The sequence below is a fragment of the Streptococcus mitis genome (assembly GCF_000722695.1).
GTDB classification, from domain to species: Bacteria; Bacillota; Bacilli; order Lactobacillales; family Streptococcaceae; genus Streptococcus; species Streptococcus mitis_O.
Genome location: NZ_JPFU01000009.1, coordinates 1 through 22,235, shown reverse-complemented (window position 1 = coordinate 22,235; position 22,235 = coordinate 1). Strand labels below are relative to the sequence as shown.

21 protein-coding genes are annotated in these 22,235 nt (G+C 40.8%); 1 reads left to right on the top strand and 20 read right to left on the bottom strand.

Annotated elements, in window-relative coordinates; genetic code table 11:
* Positions 1-164: 164 nt before the first annotated feature.
* The 18 genes from SK629_RS03265 to pbp2b all read right to left on the bottom strand — a co-directional run bounded on the left by SK629_RS03265 (position 165) and on the right by pbp2b (position 20,561).
* The gene (locus SK629_RS03265; protein ID WP_042900557.1) at positions 165-2,873 is read right to left on the bottom strand and encodes an FtsX-like permease family protein; all 2,709 of its coding nucleotides are present in this window, start codon (positions 2,871-2,873) and stop codon (positions 165-167) included.
* A 1-nt stretch (position 2,874) separates the two neighbouring features.
* Positions 2,875-3,576 carry an ABC transporter ATP-binding protein gene (locus tag SK629_RS03260; protein WP_042900644.1) on the bottom strand — a complete coding sequence of 234 codons (702 nt, stop codon included), beginning with the start codon at positions 3,574-3,576 and terminating at the stop codon, positions 2,875-2,877.
* Between the two features lies 1 nt (position 3,577).
* Positions 3,578-3,835, bottom strand: coding sequence for a hypothetical protein (locus SK629_RS12585; protein ID WP_042900556.1), 258 nt, complete (start codon positions 3,833-3,835; stop codon positions 3,578-3,580).
* Positions 3,836-3,928: 93 nt separating this feature from the next.
* Positions 3,929-4,621, bottom strand: a complete 693-nt coding sequence (locus SK629_RS03250) for a phosphoglycerate mutase (RefSeq protein WP_000240129.1) — start codon at positions 4,619-4,621, stop codon at positions 3,929-3,931.
* A gap of 145 nt (positions 4,622-4,766) precedes the next feature.
* Positions 4,767-7,559, bottom strand: a complete 2,793-nt coding sequence (gene ileS, locus SK629_RS03245) for an isoleucine--tRNA ligase (protein WP_042900555.1) — start codon at positions 7,557-7,559, stop codon at positions 4,767-4,769.
* A gap of 252 nt (positions 7,560-7,811) precedes the next feature.
* The gene (locus SK629_RS03235) at positions 7,812-8,687 is read right to left on the bottom strand and encodes a DivIVA domain-containing protein (protein ID WP_042900554.1); all 876 of its coding nucleotides are present in this window, start codon (positions 8,685-8,687) and stop codon (positions 7,812-7,814) included.
* Between the two features lie 8 nt (positions 8,688-8,695).
* Entirely contained in the window at positions 8,696-9,481 is a 786-nt protein-coding gene (locus tag SK629_RS03230) for an RNA-binding protein (RefSeq protein ID WP_042900553.1), read from the bottom strand.
* Positions 9,478-9,741 carry a YggT family protein gene (locus SK629_RS03225; protein WP_042900552.1) on the bottom strand — a complete coding sequence of 88 codons (264 nt, stop codon included), beginning with the start codon at positions 9,739-9,741 and terminating at the stop codon, positions 9,478-9,480. Before SK629_RS03225 ends, SK629_RS03230 begins: the two co-directional genes overlap by 4 nt.
* Entirely contained in the window at positions 9,741-10,274 is a 534-nt protein-coding gene (locus tag SK629_RS03220) for a cell division protein SepF (RefSeq protein ID WP_042900551.1), read from the bottom strand. Before SK629_RS03220 ends, SK629_RS03225 begins: the two co-directional genes overlap by 1 nt.
* Positions 10,275-10,283: 9 nt before the next feature.
* On the bottom strand, positions 10,284-10,955 hold the full coding sequence (locus tag SK629_RS03215) for a YggS family pyridoxal phosphate-dependent enzyme (RefSeq protein WP_042900550.1): 672 nt from the start codon (positions 10,953-10,955) through the stop codon (positions 10,284-10,286).
* A gap of 4 nt (positions 10,956-10,959) precedes the next feature.
* Entirely contained in the window at positions 10,960-12,213 is a 1,254-nt protein-coding gene (gene ftsZ, locus SK629_RS03210; RefSeq protein ID WP_033683255.1) for a cell division protein FtsZ, read from the bottom strand.
* 17 nt (positions 12,214-12,230) lie between these two features.
* Entirely contained in the window at positions 12,231-13,610 is a 1,380-nt protein-coding gene (ftsA, locus tag SK629_RS03205; RefSeq protein WP_042900549.1) for a cell division protein FtsA, read from the bottom strand.
* 214 nt (positions 13,611-13,824) lie between these two features.
* Positions 13,825-14,529 carry a TIGR02206 family membrane protein gene (locus SK629_RS03200; RefSeq protein WP_042900548.1) on the bottom strand — a complete coding sequence of 235 codons (705 nt, stop codon included), beginning with the start codon at positions 14,527-14,529 and terminating at the stop codon, positions 13,825-13,827.
* A gap of 90 nt (positions 14,530-14,619) precedes the next feature.
* Complete coding sequence (locus SK629_RS03195) at positions 14,620-15,231, bottom strand: NUDIX hydrolase N-terminal domain-containing protein (protein WP_042900547.1); 612 nt, start codon at positions 15,229-15,231, stop codon at positions 14,620-14,622.
* On the bottom strand, positions 15,218-16,591 hold the full coding sequence (locus SK629_RS03190; protein ID WP_042900546.1) for a UDP-N-acetylmuramoyl-tripeptide--D-alanyl-D-alanine ligase: 1,374 nt from the start codon (positions 16,589-16,591) through the stop codon (positions 15,218-15,220). The genes SK629_RS03195 and SK629_RS03190 overlap by 14 nt, the downstream gene beginning before the upstream one ends.
* Positions 16,592-16,675: 84 nt before the next feature.
* Complete coding sequence (locus SK629_RS03185; protein WP_042900545.1) at positions 16,676-17,719, bottom strand: D-alanine--D-alanine ligase; 1,044 nt, start codon at positions 17,717-17,719, stop codon at positions 16,676-16,678.
* A gap of 177 nt (positions 17,720-17,896) precedes the next feature.
* The gene (gene recR, locus SK629_RS03180) at positions 17,897-18,493 is read right to left on the bottom strand and encodes a recombination mediator RecR (RefSeq protein ID WP_000966754.1); all 597 of its coding nucleotides are present in this window, start codon (positions 18,491-18,493) and stop codon (positions 17,897-17,899) included.
* A 10-nt stretch (positions 18,494-18,503) separates the two neighbouring features.
* Complete coding sequence (gene pbp2b, locus SK629_RS03175) at positions 18,504-20,561, bottom strand: penicillin-binding protein PBP2B (protein ID WP_080710192.1); 2,058 nt, start codon at positions 20,559-20,561, stop codon at positions 18,504-18,506.
* Positions 20,562-20,753: 192 nt separating this feature from the next.
* Between pbp2b and SK629_RS03170 the strand changes: the two genes are divergently transcribed.
* Positions 20,754-21,605, top strand: a complete 852-nt coding sequence (locus SK629_RS03170) for a MurR/RpiR family transcriptional regulator (protein ID WP_042900543.1) — start codon at positions 20,754-20,756, stop codon at positions 21,603-21,605.
* Between the two features lie 61 nt (positions 21,606-21,666).
* Here SK629_RS03170 and SK629_RS03165 read toward each other — a convergent pair whose 3' ends face one another.
* Entirely contained in the window at positions 21,667-22,017 is a 351-nt protein-coding gene (locus SK629_RS03165; RefSeq protein ID WP_042900542.1) for a type II toxin-antitoxin system RelE/ParE family toxin, read from the bottom strand.
* Positions 22,007-22,235: hypothetical protein (locus SK629_RS03160; protein WP_042900540.1), on the bottom strand; the 229-nt coding region annotated here is incomplete at its 5' end. The genes SK629_RS03160 and SK629_RS03165, both read right to left, overlap by 11 nt.

The window sequence follows — 22,235 nt, the reverse complement described above, 5'->3', positions numbered from 1 at the left end:
GGTCATGATTTACGAGTAAATATAATTTCAATCAGATAAAAACAACTACCTTATACTCAATGAAAATCAAAGAGCAAACTAGGAAACTAGCCGTAGGTTGCTCAAGACACTGTTTTGAGGTTGTGGATATAGCTGACGTGATTTGAAGAGATTTTTATTGAGTATTACTCTACAGATTTCAAGGCTTCAAGCATATCAACCTTTCTCAGATGGCGATTAACAAGGAAACCTAGCAAGGTCAAAATGGTACTTACTGCTGCCACTGGGATTACATAGACTTCCCAGCCTACCTGCGGATAAAAGAGAATAGTCGCTGGCGAAATCATTTGAATCAAAAACTGGTGTAAATAGAAACCAGCTACCAGACCAAGTACGATTCCCACAAGGGACAGCACAATCGTCTCACGATAAATATAGAGGGTGACTTCATTATTATGAAAACCAAGAACCTTGATAGTGGAGAGTTCACGGATTCTCTCAGCTACGTTGATATTGGTCAGATTGTAAAGGATAACAATAGCCAATAGAACCGATACGATTACCAAGATTGTCATGGTCTGATTGAGTGAACTTGCGACCGAGTCAAAGAGCCGAATGGCTGAAGCATTCTGGACGACGCTTGACACCGCAGCTTGATTCATAAGTAAGCCGGCCTGTCTTTCGATACTAGTAGCACTGGTATCCCTTAACGAAACCAGATAAGTGTTGGCTTGGGGTAGCTGTCCGTAAAGTTGATCATAGCTAGTTTGACTCATATAAATAAAGTGACCAACATAGTTCTCAGTAATGGCAGCAACCTTTAGCTCCTTACCTTCAATTTCTAAAGTCTGTCCAACCTTAACACCTGCCAGCTGGGCAAGTTTAGCTGTAATAACGACGCCATCTTTTAATGTCAGTTCCTGCTGATGATTTTGCAGATGGATAAAGGGTGTCAAATCTTCCTTCTCTGTCATCATAAGGGTAATGGTCTGAAGACCAGCCTTGCCTTTGAAATCCTTGTCTAACGTTTTAGAATAGATTTTCTGGTAGGCTTGGATATCTTGACCTTTTAACACTTCTTCCAACTCTGCCTTGTCCTGATTGGTCGCACTAGGATTTTCAGAGACAATCATCTGATACTGTTGGATTTGTTGAAACTGTCTAGACGGAACTCCTGCTACAGAGGATTGGATTCCCAAACCTGCAAAGAGCAGAGCTACAGAACCTGCCACACCAAAGATTGTCATCAACATTCTCTGCTTATAACGGAAGATATTGCGGGCTGTTACCTTATGAGTAAAACTGAGACGGTACCAGATAAAACCGATACGCTCCAGTAAGATTTTAGCTCCTTTGACAGGTGGTTTAGGCAGTAAAAGCTGAGCTGCTTCATCATGAAGTTCCCTCCGAGCCACCAGATAGGCTGGTAAGACACTCGCCAACCAACTCAATCCAAGAGCTAGTATGCTATAGGTCCAATAGAACTGAATCTGGGTTCCTCCCACCACCATACCTTTTGTAATAACACTTGAAATCACACTGGCTAGCAAATAATGACCAAGTATACTGCCTAGAGCAGTTCCGACAGTCCCAGCTACTAGACCATAGAGGAGAAACTTAGCGATAATATCCTTACTGCGATAGCCCAAGGCCTTAAAAATTCCTGCATGAGTTCGCTCTTCATCCACAAAACGGGTCATAGTTGTGAAGGTCACCATAGCTGCAACAGCATAAAGCACCACAGGAAAGATATTGCCCACTGCCCGAATACTGGCTGAAGCATTACTGTACATGAGATATCCCTGACCACCTGGTATGGTCTGACGATTATAGACCTGATACCTTGGCTCCGCCAAATCATCCAAGACTTGCTGATGTTTTTCCAGTTTCTCCTTTTCTTGTGCTAGATTTTGTTCAGCCTGCTTTAGTTTGTCCTCTTCCTTGCTCAATTCCTGCTTGGCTTGGGTAAGTTGAGCACTGGCCTGCTCTCTCTGTGCTTGAGGAAGCAAGGCTAGTTGACTTTCCTGAGCCTGTAAACGAGCTTGAGCAGCTGCTAAACGACGCTTGCCTTCCTGCAAATTAGTCTCAGCCTTGTCAAGGGTCTCTTGACCTTTGTCTAGAGACTCTTGTCCTTCTTTTTTCAAGAGTTGCAGACGTGTCTTGCCATTATCTGACAAAGCTTGTTCAAGATCTTCCTGATGTTGCTTGGATTTTTCTTCATAAGCTGATGAAAAAGCATTTAAACCTGCTAAATCTTGATATTTCAAACGAGCTATATTGTAGACTTTCTGATCAAACTGACTAAGTAAAATCACCCCGTAGGCTGTCAGAGTCCCACTTCCACTTCCTGCGTAACCCATATCTCGCTGGGAAAGGATTTCAGCCGAATCCACAAAACCAGTAATGGTATAAGTATGGTCTTTTAAAGAGGAATGACCCTCTTCTTTTTCTTTAAAGCTAATCTCCTGTCCCACGCTGTATTGGCCTTGCAGATGACTTGCCAAAGCGATTTCCTGGTCTGACTGCGGAAGTCGCCCCTCTCTTAGCTGAAAGGTTGAAATTCGCTCTGGTTTGGAGTACAGCCGAATGGCATCCTGCCCATTATCCATAGTCACATCTGTCAAATAGCCAAACTCAACCTCTGCACCCTGCATCTGTTCTAGTTCTTTTTGATCTGCTTGATCCAAGCCATAGTTAGACATGACTGCCAAATCCAAGGTTTGAGCAGTGGTTAAATAAGCATTGGCGATCGCCTCCATATTGGGGCTAGTCACTTTGAGACCTACTAGAGCTAGAGATCCCAACATCATCAGAGTCAAGATGGATAAAAAACGTCCCTTGGAGCCTGTGAAGGACTGAATTAAGTCCTTCCAATAGGTTTTTCGCTTGATCATGCTAGTACTCCAAACTGTCGATATCCTGAGGATGCTGGTTGATCACCACATCCTTGACACTGGCATCATGCATATGAATCACGCGATCTGCGATAGGAGCTAGCGAGCTATTGTGAGTCACGATGATTACCGTCGCTCCCTTTTGACGAGACATGTCTTGGAGAATTTTCAAAACCTGCTTGCCCGTCTGATAATCCAAGGCTCCAGTCGGTTCATCACAAAGGAGGATTTTAGGATTTTTGGCTACCGCGCGTGCAATGGAGACTCGCTGTTGCTCCCCTCCAGAAAGCTGGGCTGGAAAGTTATTGAGACGATGAGCCAGACCTACATCTGTCAAGACCTGTTCAGGATTCAAGGCATCCGTCACGATTTCAGAAGCCAGTTCCACATTTTCCTTAGCAGTTAGATTGGACACTAGATTGTAAAACTGAAAAACAAACCCCACATCATTACGGCGGTAATTGGTGCGCTGGTAGGAACTATAGTCTGCAATATTGACACCATCAATCCAGATTTCCCCCTCGTCATTGGTATCCATTCCCCCAAGAAGGTTAAGAACTGTTGACTTGCCTGCACCAGACGCTCCTAGAATGATAACCAATTCACCCTTTTCAATCTCAAAATTCACATCACGATTGGCCACAATCTCCGTGTCCCCAACCTGATAACGCTTGTAACAGTGTTTCATCTCAATATAAGCCATATCATTTTCTCTTTCTTTCATATTTATACTCTTCGAAAATCTCTTCAAACCACATCAACTTCACCTTGCCGTAGGTATGGTTACTGACTTCGTCAGTCTTATCTACAACCTCAAAACAGTGTTTTGAGCTGACTTCGTCAGTCTTATCTACAACCTCAAAACAGTGTTTTGAGCTGACTTCGTCAGTTCTATCCACAACCTCAAAACAGTGTTTTGAGCAGCCTACCCCTAGCTTCCTAGTTTGCTCTTTGATTTTCATTGAGTATTAATATCATTATATCGCTTTTTCAAATAGTTGAAAACTGGGAACAAAAACAAAAAGCCTAGAAATCAATTCTAGACTTACAATTTTTTATTTTCCAAGGTAGTATTCAGAAACTACGTTCAATTTTTCGTCGAATTCGAATACCAATGGTGGGAAGTTAGGGATTTCTACGTCCATGATTTCGTCATCTGACAAACCTTTGATGTGTTTTACAAGGGCACGGATTGAGTTACCGTGAGCTCCTACGAATACGTTTTTACCATCTTTAAGAGCTGGAGCGATTTTATCTTCCCAGAATGGAAGAGCACGTTCCAAAGTCACTTTCAAGTTTTCAGCATCTGGGATAACTGAGTCGTCAAGTGAAGCATAACGACGGTCTGTGTGAGCTGAGTGCTCATCATCACGGTCCATGTTTGGAGGCAATACATCGTATGAACGACGCCAGATGTGAACTTGCTCATCACCAAATTGCTCAGCAGCTTCAGCCTTGTTTTTACCAGTCAAACCACCGTAGTGACGTTCGTTCAAGCGCCATGATTTTTCAACTGGAACCCACAATTGGTCAGAAGCTTCAAGAGCCAAGTTAGTTGTTTTGATAGCACGTTTCAATACTGAAGTGTAAGCTTGATCAAATTCGATACCAGCTTCTTTGATCAATTTACCAGCGTCAATCGCTTGTTGTGTACCTTTTTCAGACAAATCAACATCAGCCCAACCAGTGAAAAGGTTAGCTTTGTTCCATTCAGACTCACCGTGGCGAGCAAAAACCAATTTTACCATTAGATGGATTCTCCTTTAAATTTTCCGAGGTTTCCCCTCGTTTATCTATTCTATTTTACACAATTTTTCACAAAAAAGCTAGTCAAAACCAAAAAGGAAAGGACTGTTTGGCAATCCTTTTCCTTCTTAGTATCATACAACAACCTTATTTCTCTTCAAATCCTTCTGCGACAGCGTCCGCAAAGTTTTCTTCTACGATGCTTGCACAGTGGTCACAGATAACTGCCTGGTAGCTGCGTTCTGCGGTTGTTGGGTCGATGCGACGGCAACGGTCACACACTTCACCTGCAGCGCGTTCAACTGTAAAGGCTACATCTTCGAAGCTAACGGCAGCTTCTGGAGCTGGTCCTTCTGCGATGGTCAATTCAGACACAATCAAAAGTTGAGCTACATTGCTGTTTACTGCTTCGAGTAGAGTTTTCACAATTTCGTTTGGATAAACTGTCAAGTGTGCTTCAAGTGATTTACCGATTACTTTTGCATTACGAGCTTCTTCCAAGGCTTTTTGAGCTTGTCCACGGAAGTCCATGAAGGCAGCCCATGTATCCAAGATTTCTTCTTGATTAGCAAATGTCTCTGCTTCTGGCAATTCTGACAATTGAACGAAGTCTTCTACTTCAAACTCAAGGTATGACCAGATTTCTTCCGCAGTGTGAGGAAGGATCGGTGTCAAAAGTTTGGTGATTTTGACAAGAATGTCATAGAAGACAGTCTGCATTTGACGGCGTTCCAATGATTTAGCACCTTCGATATAAACAACATCTTTGGCAAAATCAAGGTAAAAGGCTGACAAATCAACGTTGATAAAGTTCACCAAAGCCTTGTAGATTGTCAAGAATTCAAAGTTTGCATAAGCGTCACGAATGGTCTTGACAAGCTGGTTAAAGCGAATAGTCATGTACTTATCAACTGAACGAAGCTCATCGTAAGCTACTGTATCTTGAGTTGGGTTAAAGTCAGATGTATTGGCAATCAAGAAACGAAGGGTGTTACGAATCTTACGGTAAGTTTCAGAGACTTGGCTCAAGATATCCATAGAGATACGCACATCGTTGCTTGAGTCAACACTTGTTACCCAGAGACGCAAGATTTCTGCACCAAATTGTTTTTCAACATCACTTGGAGCAATGGTATTTCCAAGAGATTTAGACATCTTCTCACCTTTACCGTCAAGGGCAAAACCTTGTGACAAGATTTGCTTGTAAGGTGCTACACCATGGTTGGCAACAGATGTGATGAGTGATGAGTTGAACCAACCACGGTATTGGTCAGAACCTTCTAGGTAAAGGTCTGCTGGGTAAGTCAACTCAGGACGGTTTACTACAACCCCATTCCATGATGAACCTGAGTCAAACCATACGTCCATGATATCTGTTTCTTTCTTGAACTCACCATTTGGTGAACCTGGATGAGTAAATCCTTCTGGCAAGAGGTCCTTAGCATCACGTTCCCACCAAATGCTTGAACCATGTGCTTCAAAGAGCTGAGCCACATGTTCAATCGTTTCAGCAGTCATGATAGCTGTACCATCTTCAGCGTAGAAGATAGGAAGTGGAACACCCCAAGCACGTTGACGAGAGATAACCCAGTCGCCACGGTCACGGATCATATTGTAAAGACGAACTTTACCCCATTCTGAGTGGAATTTTACTTTTTCAATTTCATCCAAGATTTCTTGGCGGAATTTAGAAACTGATGCAAACCATTGTGGAACTGCACGCCAGATGATTGGTTTCTTTGTACGCCAGTCAAATGGGTATGAGTGAGAGATTTCTTCTTGAGCAAGAAGGAGGCTACCAAGTTTTTCGATAACAGTTGGAACAACCTTGTCGTAGAACTGACCTTCAAACTCAGGACCAGCATTAGCCATCATAATACCACGTTCATCAACAGTCACTGCGACTTCAAGACCATTAGCAATACCGACATTGTAGTCATCCTCACCAAAACCAGGAGCTGTATGGACAATACCTGTACCAGAGTCAGTCGTAACGTGGTCACCAAGGATCACCAACTCATCTACAGCTGTATCCCATGGGTGTTCTGTTACAATGTGGTTCAATTCTTGACCACGGTAAGTTGCCAACACTTGAACATCAGACCAACCAAATTTTTCAGACAAACTAGTCAACAATTCTGCAGCTACTACAAACTTACGAGCTTCACCAGCAGGTTGAACCAAAACGTAATCAATATCCGCTCCAACCGTCAAACCACGAGATGCTGTGATGGTAAATGGAGTAGTTGTCCAGACAACGATGTAAGTATCTGTATCTAGAACACCTTTGCCATCTTTCACCTTATTGGCATAGTAAAGGGAAGTTGAAATCAAATCATGGTATTCAATCTCTGCTTCAGCAAGGGCAGACTCTGATGACCAAGACCAGTAAACTGGCTTAGCACCACGGTAGATATAACCCTTGTTAGCCATTTCACCGAAGACACGGATTTGTGCTGCTTCATAATCAGGAGTCAAGGTCACATATGGATTTTCCCAGTCACCAGAAACACCCAAACGTTTAAAGTCTTCGCGTTGTTTATCTACTTGAGAAAGAGCATATTCACGGCAAAGTTTCAAGTACTCAACCAAATCCATTTCTTTACGTTTGACACCTTGTTTTGCCAAAACTTGCTCGATTGGCAGACCATGAGTATCCCAACCTGGGATAAATGGTGCGTAAAAACCTGACATAGATTTTGATCGAACAATGATATCTTTTGAAATCTTGTTCATAGCGTGTCCAACGTGGATATTTCCGTTTGCATATGGAGGGCCATCATGCAAGGTGAAATGAGGTTTTCCTTGGTTCAATTCTTGACGACGTTGGTAAAGTTTTGCATCTTCCCATTCCTTTTGCCAAACTGGCTCTTTAGTAGGAAGACCTGCACGCATTGGGAAAGCTGTTTTCCCAAGATTAAGGGTATCTTTGAGTTTCATGGTATCTCCTTTATAAATAATAACAAATTAAAAACCACGACTGCCAAAAAGGACGAAAATCGTGGTACCACCTTTGTTCGGAAAAAGATTTAGTCTTTCTCCCTCTTATCCCGTAACGTGGGAAACGTCAAATCTTACTAGCTTCAGACTTGAGTTTTTGAGAGGATAATCTTATCAATAGGGATTACAGGACTCACACCATCTCCTGCTCGCTGGAAATATAAGGATAAGATATTGTTCTCAGATCATTTCTTATAAAATTGTAACAGATTCTTGCGGTGCCACAAATCCTGGTTCTGAGTTTACAGCTTCAGTAGCTGGTGTTGGGCCTGAGTAATGACTTGGGGCTACTTCTGGCTCTTCATACATCGGACCAACTGGATGAGCTGGACTTTCCTCAACAGCCTGAACTGGTGAAACAACCTGTTCTTGTGTAGCTCTTGCTTCAACTTCTGCAAGTTCCTTATTAGCTGCTTCGATACGAGCCTGTAACTCTGCCATTTCCTCAGGAGAAAACTGGCGAGTAATATCAATTGGTTCTTCCTCTGAATGTTGTTGTAAGACAGAGTCACCTAAAACTTCGCTAACCACTTCTTTAAAGGCCTCATCACTTGTTTGTAGATAAGTCGCTGTTGGGCGAAGAATGTCTTCCCAATCTGATGATTCAACAATTGCTAACTGGCTCTCAATTGTTGATTTGAGACGTTGGTGGAAGACACGGCTCTTGTTCTTCAATTCTTCTGTTTCAACTGCAACTTTCTTAGCATTATCCGTTGCGTGACGAAGAATTTCATTAGCCTTGTATTTAGCTTCTTCCAACAAACGTTGCGCATCTTGCTCTGCTTGATGGATAATATTATTTGAACGTTCAGCTGCAGCTTGTTTTACTCGTTCAGCTGTATCTTGTGCAATCAATACAGACTGGCTTAATGAATCTTTCATCTCATCAAAGTAAGACAAACGCTCTTCCAAACTCTTAATATGTAAATCCTTATCATGATTAGAGCGAACTAAATCCTCATAATCACGGACTACAATATCTAAAAATTCATCTACTTCTTCTTGATCAAAGCCTCTGAAGCGTGTGTTAAAGGTTTTATCTTTGATTTCTAACGATGTAATTGGCATATTTTTCCTCACTTACTTAATAACAATTGGACCGTTAATTTCTTTTTATCTTTTTTTGTTTGCCCATTATCTCTAACGAGTTTCAATCGACCGAATTTCCTTACACTAATCAAGTCACCAACTTGAACTGTATAATCTGATTTTTCAACTAAATGGTAATTAACTTGAACTGCCTGCTTTTCAATTAACTGATTTGCCTGATTTCTTGACAGTTTGAAGACCCCCGCTAGGAAAACATCTAATCTAGAACTAGCGATACAAATATCCAATTCTTGATAATCTTCTACTGTAGCAATTTTCTCAGTAAAATCCCGTTCTTCTAGACGAACAGGTAGACGGGCAATTTTCGTAATGCCGTCTTGGAAAAGGAGAGTAAACTGTCGATTAATGATAATCTGTGCTCTCTCTTCATTGACTAAGATATCACCAAACAGCTTCCTATCGATTCCCAACTGATTTAAAACAGTCCCTAATATTTTTGCATGCGTTAAACGTTCAAACTTATTAGAATAAACTATTTCTTGCAAGGATAGTTCAAAATCAGAGAATTTGGGTTCAAAATAATCAGGATACAGGAGTATCCGCACGTATTCAGTTTCAAGAAACTGCCGACTGCTCATGTAGGAGATGCCGTTCGTTGAGGCTAGAACTTTTAAAATCTTTTCCTGATGAGGATTTACAAAAGGTGTTAAAAATGGAGAATAAGAGTCTTCTACCTTTTTTATCCATTCTGCTCCCTTATCAATAAAAGACGAATCATTCTTAGAAAAGTGCTGATAGATCATCTTGTTCATAGAAACATCACTAAAAGTCGAATCAATTGGTTCCCTAAAAAATGCACTAATAAAACCGCAATCCAGACAGACAAGTCAAGTCCTGCAATCTGAAGGGGTAAACGTTGTAAAGGAGCTATTATCGGTTTCACTAAGCTAATAATCAAGCGACCTAGACGCGATTCATAAGCATTGGGGAACCAAGACATCAGAGCAAAAACGACTAAAATCAGTGAATAGATATCCACTGCATTTTGAATAAAACGAATGAGAAAGAGCATTATTTCACTCTCGTACGTTTCATATCAAAACCAAATTCACCATTTTGTGATTCATCTGGAATTTTGATATCTTCAATATTGACGACAACATCAACTGGCGTCAGTAGGTACATAGTAGATGCTACCTTTTTCATGTTACCAGCTAAAACATGACGTGCCCCATCCAGATAGTCCAAACAACGACGAGCTTGAACTTCTGTCATATATTGGAAATCAATCAAAATACTTTCGTTACCAGCTAATAAATCAACAATAGCTGTAGCATCTTCGTATTTACGTGGATAACGAACATCAATTGTCACCTTATCAGTAGAACGTTGACTTTGCATAGCCAACTCTTGTTGACGGGCATGAAGACGAGTAATATTTTTTTCTTTAGATGGTGTGGTCGCAACTTGTTGAGGCAACTCTTTTACAGAAGGAACTGGAGCCACAATCGGTTCCTCAGCTTTAGGCTGATAAGTAGTAGCAACATCTTCTCCATCTTCTGTAAAATAATCTATAAATCTATCAAATCTATCTTTTAAAGACATCTTTCTTTCCTATTTAAAAAATGCTGTGCCAATTCTGACAAATGTTGAGCCAAATTCAATCGCTTCCTTGTAGTCACGACTCATCCCCATACTCAAGTCCATCATTGGCATATTGGGAATTTGTTTTTCTCTAATTTCTAGTTGCAAATCCTGTGTAGCTTTAAAAATCTCTTTCAACTCATCACTACTAGCTTCAAAAGGAGCCATTGTCATCAAGCCTACATATTCAATTTTATCTAAGGTTGCCAACTCTGGCAAGAGTTCCAATAGTTCTTCCTTTGAAAAACCATGTTTGCTCTCTTCCCTTGAGATATTCACTTGTAAGAAACACTTAATAACTCGGTCACTTCTCTTTTGAATTTCCTCTGCTAGCTTTAATGAATCCAAAGCATGGAAATAATCAACATATTGAATAACATCCTTAACCTTACGTCTTTGCAAAGTGCCAATCAAATGCCAACTAATATCTTGGTCTTTTAAAGCTTGATATTTCTCAAGGAACTTATCTACACGATTTTCACCAATATGATGCACACCTAGCGGAAGCAAAGCCTCCGCTGTCGGTACGTCTACATATTTTGTAACAGCAACAACTGAAACAGAATTATCTTCTCTTCCTGCCTGCTGACTTGCATCCTTTATTTGTTGAAAAACACGTTCTGTATTTTCTTTCAAATTCATTTACTTAACGATTTTTGAAAAATGGAGGAGTTTCTAATTCATCCTCTTCTAAAGATGGTGCTTCGAAACGTTCAACTGGCGATACAACTGAATCAGTTGGACGAACAATCGTCTCACGACGCAAATCCCAATCACCAAATGCTGATGTTTTAGAAGTTTCTGTACGGCGAGGTGCTGGACTTGGAATTTCTGCAGTTTCAGCCATGTCATAGTGACGGTCATAGTTACGTGTATGACTTGGACTCACTTGTTCATGACGAACAACTTGTTTTGGTGCATGTCCAACAACTTTTTCAACACGATCTTGACGAACACCTGTTGCAACAACTGTTACGCGAATTTCATCACGCATGCTTTCATCAATAGATGTTCCCAACCAGATGTTCACTCCTTGACCAGCTGCTTGGTTAACGATTTCTGATGCTTCTTCTGCTTCAATCAAAGTTAAGTCAAGTCCACCAGTAACGTTGACGATAACATCTTCAGCACCGTCAATAGTTGTTTCAAGAAGTGGTGAGTAGATTGCCTTACGAGCTGCTTCTACCACACGTTCTTCTCCACTACCGATACCGATACCCATTAAAGCATTCCCTTTATTTGCCATAACTGTTTTCACATCGGCAAAGTCAAGGTTAATCAAACCAGGATTTGTAATCAAATCTGTAATCCCTTGAACACCTTGGCGAAGTACGTTATCAGCTTCGCTGAGTGCTTCAAGAAGTGGAGTTTTCTTATCAACAATTTCAAGCAAGTTGTTGTTTGAAATAATCAATAGGGTATCTACATGTTCGCGAAGTTGGTTGATTCCTTCAACAGCAAATTGACCACGTTTGCTTCCTTCAAAACCGAAAGGACGTGTCACAACACCAACTGTAAGAGCACCTAAATCTTTAGCAATACGAGCAATAACAGGAGCTGCACCAGTGCCTGATCCACCACCCATACCCGCAGTAATGAAGACCATATCCGCTCCGCTAATAGCAGCTGTTAATGTTTCTTCGCTCTCTTCAGCAGCTTTTCGACCAACTTCAGGTTGACCTCCAGCACCCAAGCCACGAGTCAATTTAGGACCCAATTGAATTACTGTCTCTGCTTTAGTACTACTCAAAGCTTGTACATCTGTGTTTGCTGCGATAAATTCTACGCCCGTAACACCTTCGTCAACCATGCGGTTAATAGCGTTACCGCCACCTCCACCAACACCGATTACTTTAATAACTGCACCTTGAGCAGCCGCTGTATCAAATGAAAATGTCATAGTTTATTTTTCCTCTTTTATTCATCAAACATGCTTCCGATTAAGCCACGGAAGCGATCTGCGATTTTTGGTTTATTTTGAGAAGATACTTTATCCTCTTTCGGAGCAACTACGTTAGTAGAAGCTGATGGTTCCACCTCTGTATTTGAAGCTGATTGAATCGGGGTAGGTTGTGACACCTGGGTGACACGTTGAATCATCCCACCAAAATTGATTGGTTGGTGACGCAAAGTATCCTCACCCTTAACTGCTCGTTGAGCCAAGAGATGTACTTCTGTCAATTGTCCCGCAAATTCAGACAAGCTAATCACATGAGCAAAGGCAGGGTTACGGATTCCAACTTGATTTGGAACGTAAAGTTTGACACCAACACCAAAGACTTCCTGTGCAAGTTCTACAATACCTGGTAAAATAGCATTTCCACCAATCAGAACAATTCCACCTGGAAGATCCAACAAATGTCTTCTTTCCAACTCTTGTTTAATCTGTTCAAAAATGTGTTTAATGCGAGCTGAAATAATCTCTGCCAAGTAGCTTTCTGTAACTTCTACAGGCTCTACTTCACCAATCACTTCAACTTGGAAAGTTTCATTGCTGGCAAGTGATGGGTAGGCTTCCCCATAGTTCAATTTCAATCCTTCAGCTAATTTCTGTGAAGTCTTCAAGACTTTAGAGATATCTTTTGTGACATAATCTCCACCTTCTTGAAGAATATTTGTAAACTGAAGTTCTTGGTTACGGATTGTAGCAACAGTTGTTTGACCTGCTCCCATATCAATCACAGTAGCTCCAAATTCACGCTCGCCTTCGTTCAAGACTGAACGAACCAAAGCCAATGGTGAAATAATAATATTTTCAACTTGTACACCTGAACGCTCAACTGTCTTGCGTAAATTGTGAAGAATAGTACGTGGCCCTGTGTAAAGCAAACCACGCATTTCAAGACGCACCCCCATCATTCCACGCGGGTCACGAATACCTTGGAAACCATCTACGATAAATTCTTCTGGAATAAAAGTAATGACTTCACGATCCGGTGTCATACTCTTTGTCAAGGCTGATTTGACAACATTCTCGACATCTTGATTTGTAATTTCTTTTGTATCAGATGTCACTGGAATCATTCCTTGAGTTGGTTCTACTTGCAAAAGATTTCCAGGCAAACCAACATTCACTGATTTGATTGAAATGCCTGCTTTTTCCTCTGCCTGGGAAATAGCCGACTTAATAGCAGTTGCTGCTGCTTCAATATCAACGATAATCCCATCTTTTACACCTTTACTCTTGGCATTACTTACACCAATTACGTTTAGTTCACCATTTCTAAGCTCAGCAACCAATACCTTAATCGAATTGGTTCCAATATCTAAGCCTGTAAAAAAACCATCTCTAGCCATTACATCGCATCCTCTCTATCTTCCAAGTTTCTAACTTCTATTCAATATAGCTAAAATAGGGCATAGCTATTCACAAAATATTATAACACAAAAAATCCAATCGTGCTTAGTTTTTTCCTAAATTTACTTGCTATTTTTTCACTTTTGCTCATCAGCTTTTTATTTTCCAAACAAATTATAAAAAATCAGATTTATGAAAAAAGAAAGCTCATTTCTAAGCTTTCTTTGCAATCATTTTTTCTGCTTCTTGTGCTAAAAATAGTTCCAAGATTTTCTTTGTCAAGGTAATCGCGGCAGACAAGGCTACTGACACGATCAAATAATTAGCTACTAAGCCATGATCCCCAACCAATGGCGGTTTTGTCAAGAATCCGTAATCTCCACCTGTTACCAAATTGACCACAAAAATCAAGGCATTTAGGGCAAAGGTCATGAGAAAAATTCCCTTCACATCTAGCATTTTTGCATCATACTGTCTCAAGAGATAAACGAGTGAGTTTCCCAAGAGAGCTAAGTGCCCAAAGATAAAGGATAAAATCGCAATATGGGGGAATGGATAGGCATCTGGCACTGGATAAACAAAGGCTGCTAATGTCCCAAATGTTCCCAATAATGCAAAATACTGCCTATATTTGGACTGACCAGGAAGCAAGAGCACCACAAACATAGCCATACGGCAATGGTAAAAGGGTAAGCTTTCTGATAGTGGCATATGATTAACCCAATACCAGCCATAAAGTAGGATCAACTGAACAGCTTGCAAGATTTGGAAAAATCGTTGGTAAACCTTCTTTTCACGATAGCGATAGGCTGTATAAAAAGTTAAGGCTAAGAGAGTAAAGAGGCTAACATACCAAAAAAGATCAAACTTAGGTGGCTCTGTTGCCTGAGTCGTAAAGAAAATGTCCCATAAATTCATCTAGTCTTCCTCATGATTCAAAATTTTCCTGCATATTATTATACCATGCTATTTGTCAAAAATGGATTTAGAAATACGATAATCATCTTCTTAGTCAAGATATTGCTCCCTCTGACCTTGATAAACCTGCCAAAGAATCTCTATTTGCTCCTTGGTAATGCGTTTTTCAGATAAGGCTGGCAGTTGATCAATGGCAAAAAATTGAAGATCAGCGATTTCTTGATTTTCTTGGAATTGTCCATCAAGAAGCTTACATTCAAAAACAAACTTTGCATATTGTTTGCTCTGTAGTTGGAAACGATTGGTATCAAAAACAGCTAGCAGTCTTTCAACTTTAGCTTCAGAGCCAGTTTCTTCTTCAATTTCCTTGAGAATATTTTCAGTTGGAGAATAGCCAACCTCACCAAAGCCACCTGGCAAAGCCCAACTATCTTCCCCTTGTCCCCTAACCAGACAAATCTTTTCGTCCTCAACAATCCAAGCACGGACGTCCATCAGAGGAGTTGCATAAGCGGAAGTTGGTTTCATAACTTCTGCCACTTCTTCTGAATCTATATCTAATCCCTGATTCAGCATTTCAGATAAAAGGACCCGCAAGTCCTCATAACGCTCACGGTCAAAAGGATCCTTTGTAAAGGTTAAGCCAGTATCTGTAATGGCAATCATTCTTTGCAAATACTTGACAAAATCACTTGTCTTCATGTTCTAAACTTTCTACCAACTTGGCTAAATTCATAGAGTTGGATCCTTTTAGTAGGATTTGGTCATGGACTCCAAGGCTTTCCTTGACCTGCTTAGTCATAGCCTCAAATTGGTCCTCGTCGGCTGTTTTTTTGAAGTAGTAAACGTGGCCGATTGGGAACATTTGACTGGCGAGTTGAGCCAATTCTGCGATATCTTCTCCATAAAAAATAACGGTATCCAGCACATCTGGCGAAAGGCTCAAGATCATCTGATTATGAAGCTGAACAGACTGGTCACCGAGTTCCTTCATGTCCGCTAAAACCGCAATTTTCTTGCCACCTTCATTGGCTGGAATGGCAGAGAAAGTCTCTAAAATCAACTTCATAGCAGTTGGATTGGCATTGTATACGTCAGACAGAATATCTGCTCCATTGGCTGCTTTCTTCCACTCAGTACGATTACGCGTCAATTCAAGATGTTGGAAGGCCAAACGAATTTGCTCCTCTGAAACTCCTTCTTGTAGGGCAACATAGGATGCAATCATAGCATTGGTGGCATTGTACTTACCAGTCACTGGCAAATCGAGAACTTGTCCCAAAAAATTAGCCTTAAAGGTCAGACTATCCTTACGCTCAACCAAGTCTGTAATTTCCAGCTCTGCTCCTTGCCCAAAACGGACCACCTTTTTATCCGTTGGCAAGTAGGCCTCTACAATGGAGTCGGCTGGTGCCAAGAGCAAGGAATTCGAAGACATCCCGTCTGCAATTTGCATTTTTCCTTTAGCAATCTCTGAACGGTCTTTGAAAAAGGCCAAATGAGCCTCTCCAACCAGGGTCACAATGGCTGTTTTTGGATGAGCCAACTCAGACAAGAGATGAATATCTCCCAAGTGGTCCTGCCCCATCTCCAAGACTAACTTTTCTGTTCCTTCAGGCATATGGAGAACTGTGTAGGGAAGACCAATCTCATTATTGTAGTTTCCTTGTGTTTTGTAGGTCTTGTAGGTTGTCGATAGCAAGTGCGCCAACATATCCTTAGTCGTTGTCTTGCCATTTGAACCTGTAACTGCAAAGACATCAACAGCCGTTTTCTCAAGATAGTAGGCTGCTAGAGTTTGAAAGGCAATCAAAACATCATCTACTAAAATATAAGGATGATTTGCGATTTCTTTCTCAGACAGGGTTACAGCAGCACCATTTTCAAAGGCTGTTTCGATAAAGTCATGGCCATCACGCGCACCCTTGAGGGGGACAAATAGATCTCCTGTCGCAATCAAACGACTGTCAAACTCAGCTTTCTCTAACTGGGTATCCTCAAAAATGCTGATATCATTTTTAGCTCCAACAGCTTGGGCAACTTCGTGGATAGTTAATTTCATTTCTACTCCTTTAAAAAGGGTCGAAGCTCGAGAACTCTAGTCACCTTGCAGTGATGGTTCTGGCTCCTACCCTCTCTTTCATTTTTATAGCAAATGCGCTTCGCGCTTGTCAAAGCTTTCCTGAGCAAGGTCAACCAAACGCTCGATTAGTTCTGGATAGCTGATTCCCATATTGTCCCAAAGTAGTGGGTACATAGACCACTGGGTGAAACCTGGCATGGTATTAAGCTCGTTTAGGAAAATCTCTCCCTTGTCTGTATAGAAGAAATCGCAACGAGAGAGACCGAGGCCACCAATGGCACGGAAGGCTGTTTCTGCATTTTGACGCATGACAGCTACCACATCATCACTGATTTTGGCTGGGATGTCCATAGTAATCTTGTTATCAATATACTTGGCATCATAGTCGTAGAAGGCAACATCCTTGACAACTTCTCCTGGCAACGTGCTCTTGACATCATAGTTACCCAAGAGACCAACCTCGATTTCACGGGCATTCACCCCTTGCTCAATCAAGACACGACTGTCATATCGGAAGGCAAGTTCCAAAGCTTGGCGAAGTTCCTCTTGATTTTCAGACTTAGAAATACCGACACTAGAACCCATGTTTGATGGTTTTGTGAAAACTGGATAAGTCAATTTTTCTTCCACTTCAGCGATTTTAGCAATCACATCATCCCCTTCAACGATGGCCACATAAGGAACTTGGGCAATACCAGCAGATTCCAACACACGCTTGGTGGTGATTTTGTCCATGGCAAGGCTAGATGACAAGATGTTGCAACCAACGTAAGGCATTTTCAAAACTTCCAAGAATCCTTGAACAGAGCCATCCTCTCCCATCGGACCGTGAAGGACTGGAAAGATCACTGCCCCTTCTTCATAGATAGCACTTGGAGCAACTTTCTTATCCCAATCAATAGTTTCATTGGTCATGAGACGGTCCTCTTGACCAGGAGTCTGGCTAAATTCTTGCGTTTTAATAAAGTCACCTGACTGGCTGATAAAGAAAGTCTTGACTGTGAAACGATCGTAGTTGACCGCACGCATGACACTCTCAGCTGAAAGAACAGAGACTTCACGCTCTGCACTACGCCCACCATATAAAAGAATAATCGTTTGTTTCATATTACTTGTTCCAATTCTACTAGAATACTCGTTCTTTAGTATATCATATTTGCTTCTTTTTTTGAAACTTGAACCTGATTCTACTCATCACACTATACAAAAAGAGGCCGATAGGAACGATTTTCAGCCTCCTTGATTTTTTATATAAATGAATTGAGTTCGTTAATTTGTCTCTGCTTACAACTCTGTTCGATTTTCAATGGCTCGTAAGAGTGTGACTTCGTCCGCATACTCGATATCCGCACCCACAGCGAGACCTCTCGCCAGGCGCGTAACCTTGATCCCAGCTGGCTTGAGCAAGCGTGAAAGATACATGGAAGTCGCTTCCCCATCTGCCGTAGCATTTGTGGCCACAATCACTTCTGAAACCTCGCTATCCATCAGACGAGTCATAAGGCTCTTGAGATTGATATCATCTGGACTGATGCCATTCATGGGGGAAATGAGGCCATGCAGGACATGATAGAGTCCATGGTATTCTTGGATGTTCTCCATAGCTGCCACATCACGACTATCCTCGAGAACTAAAATCGTTGTCTGGTCACGAGTCGGATCAGTACAGATAGAGCAAGGATCGTCATCAGTCAGGCGACCGCAGATGGAACAGTAGGTCAGCTCTCTCTTCGCAGAAAGGAGATTTTTGGCAAATTCATTGACATCGTCATCAGACATTCCAATAGTATAGAAGGCCAGACGGGTAGCCGTCTTAATCCCGATACCCGGTAACTTGGAATAACTATCAATTAGCTTGGCAATAGGTGTTGGATAAAGCATATATTCCTTTCTAATTCATTGGATGATATTGGTTATAGAGGTTGATAATGTCGCGCGCAATGGAAGGTCCGACACCATTTGTAAGATTGGTGTTATGTGGAAAGACAACAGCTACAGCGATTTGAGGATTATCTGATGGGGCATAGGCCACGGCGTTGGTGTTGTCGGCTTTTTGACCTCCCGCAACATAACTTTCGGCGGTACCTGTTTTCCCACTAATGGATACAGCTGCACCATTGGAAAAGGCACGACCTGTCGTCAGAGTACTCCCACCATGTGAAACTTGATAAAATCCTTGTTGGAGGATGGAAACATCAGACTCAGAAATATTAATTTTATTCATTTCCTTGGTTTCAACATATTGGATTAAGTTTCCTAAACCACCTTGTTCGTTGTTTCCATAAATCCCCTCGACAATGTGAGGTGCAATCCGAACACCGTTGTTGGCAATAGTTCCAACGTACTGGGCCAATTGCATTGGGGTGTAGTTATCAAACTGACCAAATGCATTGGTAATGTAATTAGCAAAATTATACTCTTTTGGTATAAAACCAGTTGACTCATCTGGAAGGTCAATGCCTGTTGAGGCTCCAAGACCATATTCAGCAAATGTCGAACGAAGTTTCCCCATAGCGGATTCTAAATTGTTAGTTAAAACAAACATATTGGGTTGATAGGTCTGACCCATGATGCCCAAAGCCGTTTGAACCATGTAGGTATTAGATGAATACTCCAAGGCTTCTACAGCTGTAATCGGAAATGAACCGTAGGCCTGAGTGTACCAAGAATTAATCGGAGCTGAACCTTGGAAGACAATCGGTTGGTCTGTCAAGGTCTGGTTCCCTGACAAGACTCCATTCTCCCAACCAGAGCTGATGGTTGCGGCCTTGACAACCGAACCTGGGACAAAGACATTGGTCACTGTTCCCAAGGAATCAGGCGTTAAATCTCCCGTTTTCAAGTCATGTTTTAGCCCTGACATAGACAAAACTGCACCTGTTTTTGGGTTCAAAGCAACTGCATAAACACCTTCAGAATATCTGGCTCCTCCATTTCCCAGTTCGGAATTGAAATAACTCTTAAGCAGATTGTCCACGCTATCTTGGAAGGCCAAATCGATGGTCAGTTTAATATTGTTCCCTTTGGTACCATCTTCGACATTTTCGACACTTTCCATATTGCCATACTTGTCTAGATGGATTTCTTTCACCGAGCGTTTCCCTTGCAAGGTTTCTTCATATTGTTTTTCTAGATAAGAGGTTCCAACACGGTCGTTTAGAGAATAACCCTTTTTGATATAAGCATCTGCTTCTTCAGCTGGTAGACCAGCTTTTTCACTAGATACACTTCCTACTATAGACGAAAGTGAGGTATCTAGAACCTTTCGATCCCACGAAGTCGAAATACTGATACCAGGTAAATTCTTAGAGGCCGAAGCTATCAAGGCAATCTGTGTATCTGTCAAGGAATCTGTCGCAACGGTTCCTGTCGCAAAATTTTCTACTGCATTGAGTTGGCTAAAGAGGTAAATTTCTTTCTTTTCGTCATCCGAGTAGGTAAATTGACTTGGATCTATGCTTTCTACTGTGTTATTGTAAAGCTCAGACTCAGATAATTGATTCCCATCAGAATCAAGGCGTTTCTCACGTGGTAAACTTTCCACTGCCTTCTTATAAACATCTTGATCTGCTAGGTAATAGTCTGCTAACTGTCGATCAGTCAATGTTGGAGAAGAAACTCCCACATAGGCTAGCAACTTCTTGGCTGTTTCTTTTAAATCTGCAGCCGTCATCTTGTTGTTCCTTGTAAAAGATACAACTTGCTTGATGGTGTTTTCGACGAGAGGTTTCCCTGTTGCATCGTAGATTTGTCCACGAGCCGAACTAGTTGTCACCTTTGTTTTACTTGCCGATGCTAGTTTTGTCTCATAAAAATCTTCGTTCAAAACCTGCATGTAAAGCAGGCGACCAATGATGGTCATAAAGAGCAAAATAACAATTGAAAACAATAAATTAAGCCGAATCGGAATCGAATGGCTATCAAATTTTCTCATACAAGTCAGTCTCATTTCTATTTAAAGTCTCATTCTTCATTGTACCACAAATTGAGAAGAAAATTATGGAAAATGGGAACACTTTATTTGATTTTTAAAAGAGCTTTTCTTTTTTATTTAATTATCATTATTTTATATGGTATAATAATATCAAACAATAGAAAATTTTTGACTTTCAATTTAATATAAATCATACAAAGGAATCCCATGAACAATCAAGATATTCCCTCTATTATTGATCTCCACTTTGATGAATTAACTGAATTAGAGCAAGAAATTGCTCGCTATTTCTTACAGGTCGATACGATACAGGATGATTTATCATCACAAAACGTTGCTCAGAAACTTCATATTTCCCAGGCGGCTCTAACCCGTTTTGCTAAAAAGTGTGGTTTTACTGGCTATAGAGAATTTATTTTCCAATACCAACATCAAATTGATAACCAAAATCTTCAGCTATCGACCCATAATCCTCTTATCCAAGGTGTTCTCAGAAGCTATAGCAATATGCGAGAACAAACTCAAGAATTAATTAATGAAAATCAAATAGAACGAATAGCTAATATGATAGAAGATGCTGAAAGAGTCTATTTTTTTGGCACTGGAAGCTCTGGCCTTGTCGCTCGTGAGATGAAATTACGCTTTATGCGTTTAGGAGTTGTCTGTGAAGCCATAACCGATCAAGATGGCTTTGCTTGGACTACTAGTATCATGGATGACAATTGCTTGGTTCTAGGCTTTTCACTATCTGGATCTACTCAATCTATTCTGGACAGCTTGTTAGATGCTAAAGAAATGGGAGCAAAAACAGTTCTCTTTACCAGTGTACCAAACAAAGAAAACCAACTGTATACTGAAACTGTACTAGTTGCTAGTCACAATCAATCATCCTATATTCAGCGTATCTCCTCTCAACTTCCAATGCTTTTTTGGATTGATTTAATTTATGCTTACTTTTTAGAAATCAATCGAGAAAATAAAGAGAGAATATTCAATAGCTACTGGGAAAATAAAAAACTCAACGGCTATCGAAGACAAAGAAGAATTAGAAAATCCTAGTTTGGCAATGCCAAACTAGGATTTTTATTCGTCACTAAATATAACTCATCTAGATTCTAAGTCAGTCATATCTTGACTCGGTCTTAAATAATTTCATGTAATCACTTTTTGAAGGGAGTAGATAAGCAAGCCTGACAGTATCATCAACAATTGTATAGAATACGATGTAATCCTTACTCAAGGTCAATCCTCTCGTTTGGTAGTGAGGATCTAATCTCTTCCCAAATTTTTCATCGGCATCGAATCCAGCTTGGGGGAAAATTTCCAGCCGATTAATATCTTTTCTAATATTCGCTACTTTTCGTCTCGCAGCCTCTACAGAACCAATTTCCTCTGCTATATACTGATATATTTTATCCAGACTATCAATCACTCTAGGGGAATACAAAATCCTATATTTTTTATAATCCATAGCGTGTCACGACATCCTCATCTGTCAAGTAATTTCCAGCCTCAATCTTGGCATAACTTTCTTGAACTTCTGCTTGTAATTGTCTAAACAAATACTCCTTCTCTAATTCCTCTTCACTTAGTAAATCTACTTCATTTGTTACGACAACATTCTTTAAAAATAATCTGAGTGCTGATGAAAGAGAGAGATTTTGTTCTTTTAACACTTCCATAGCATCA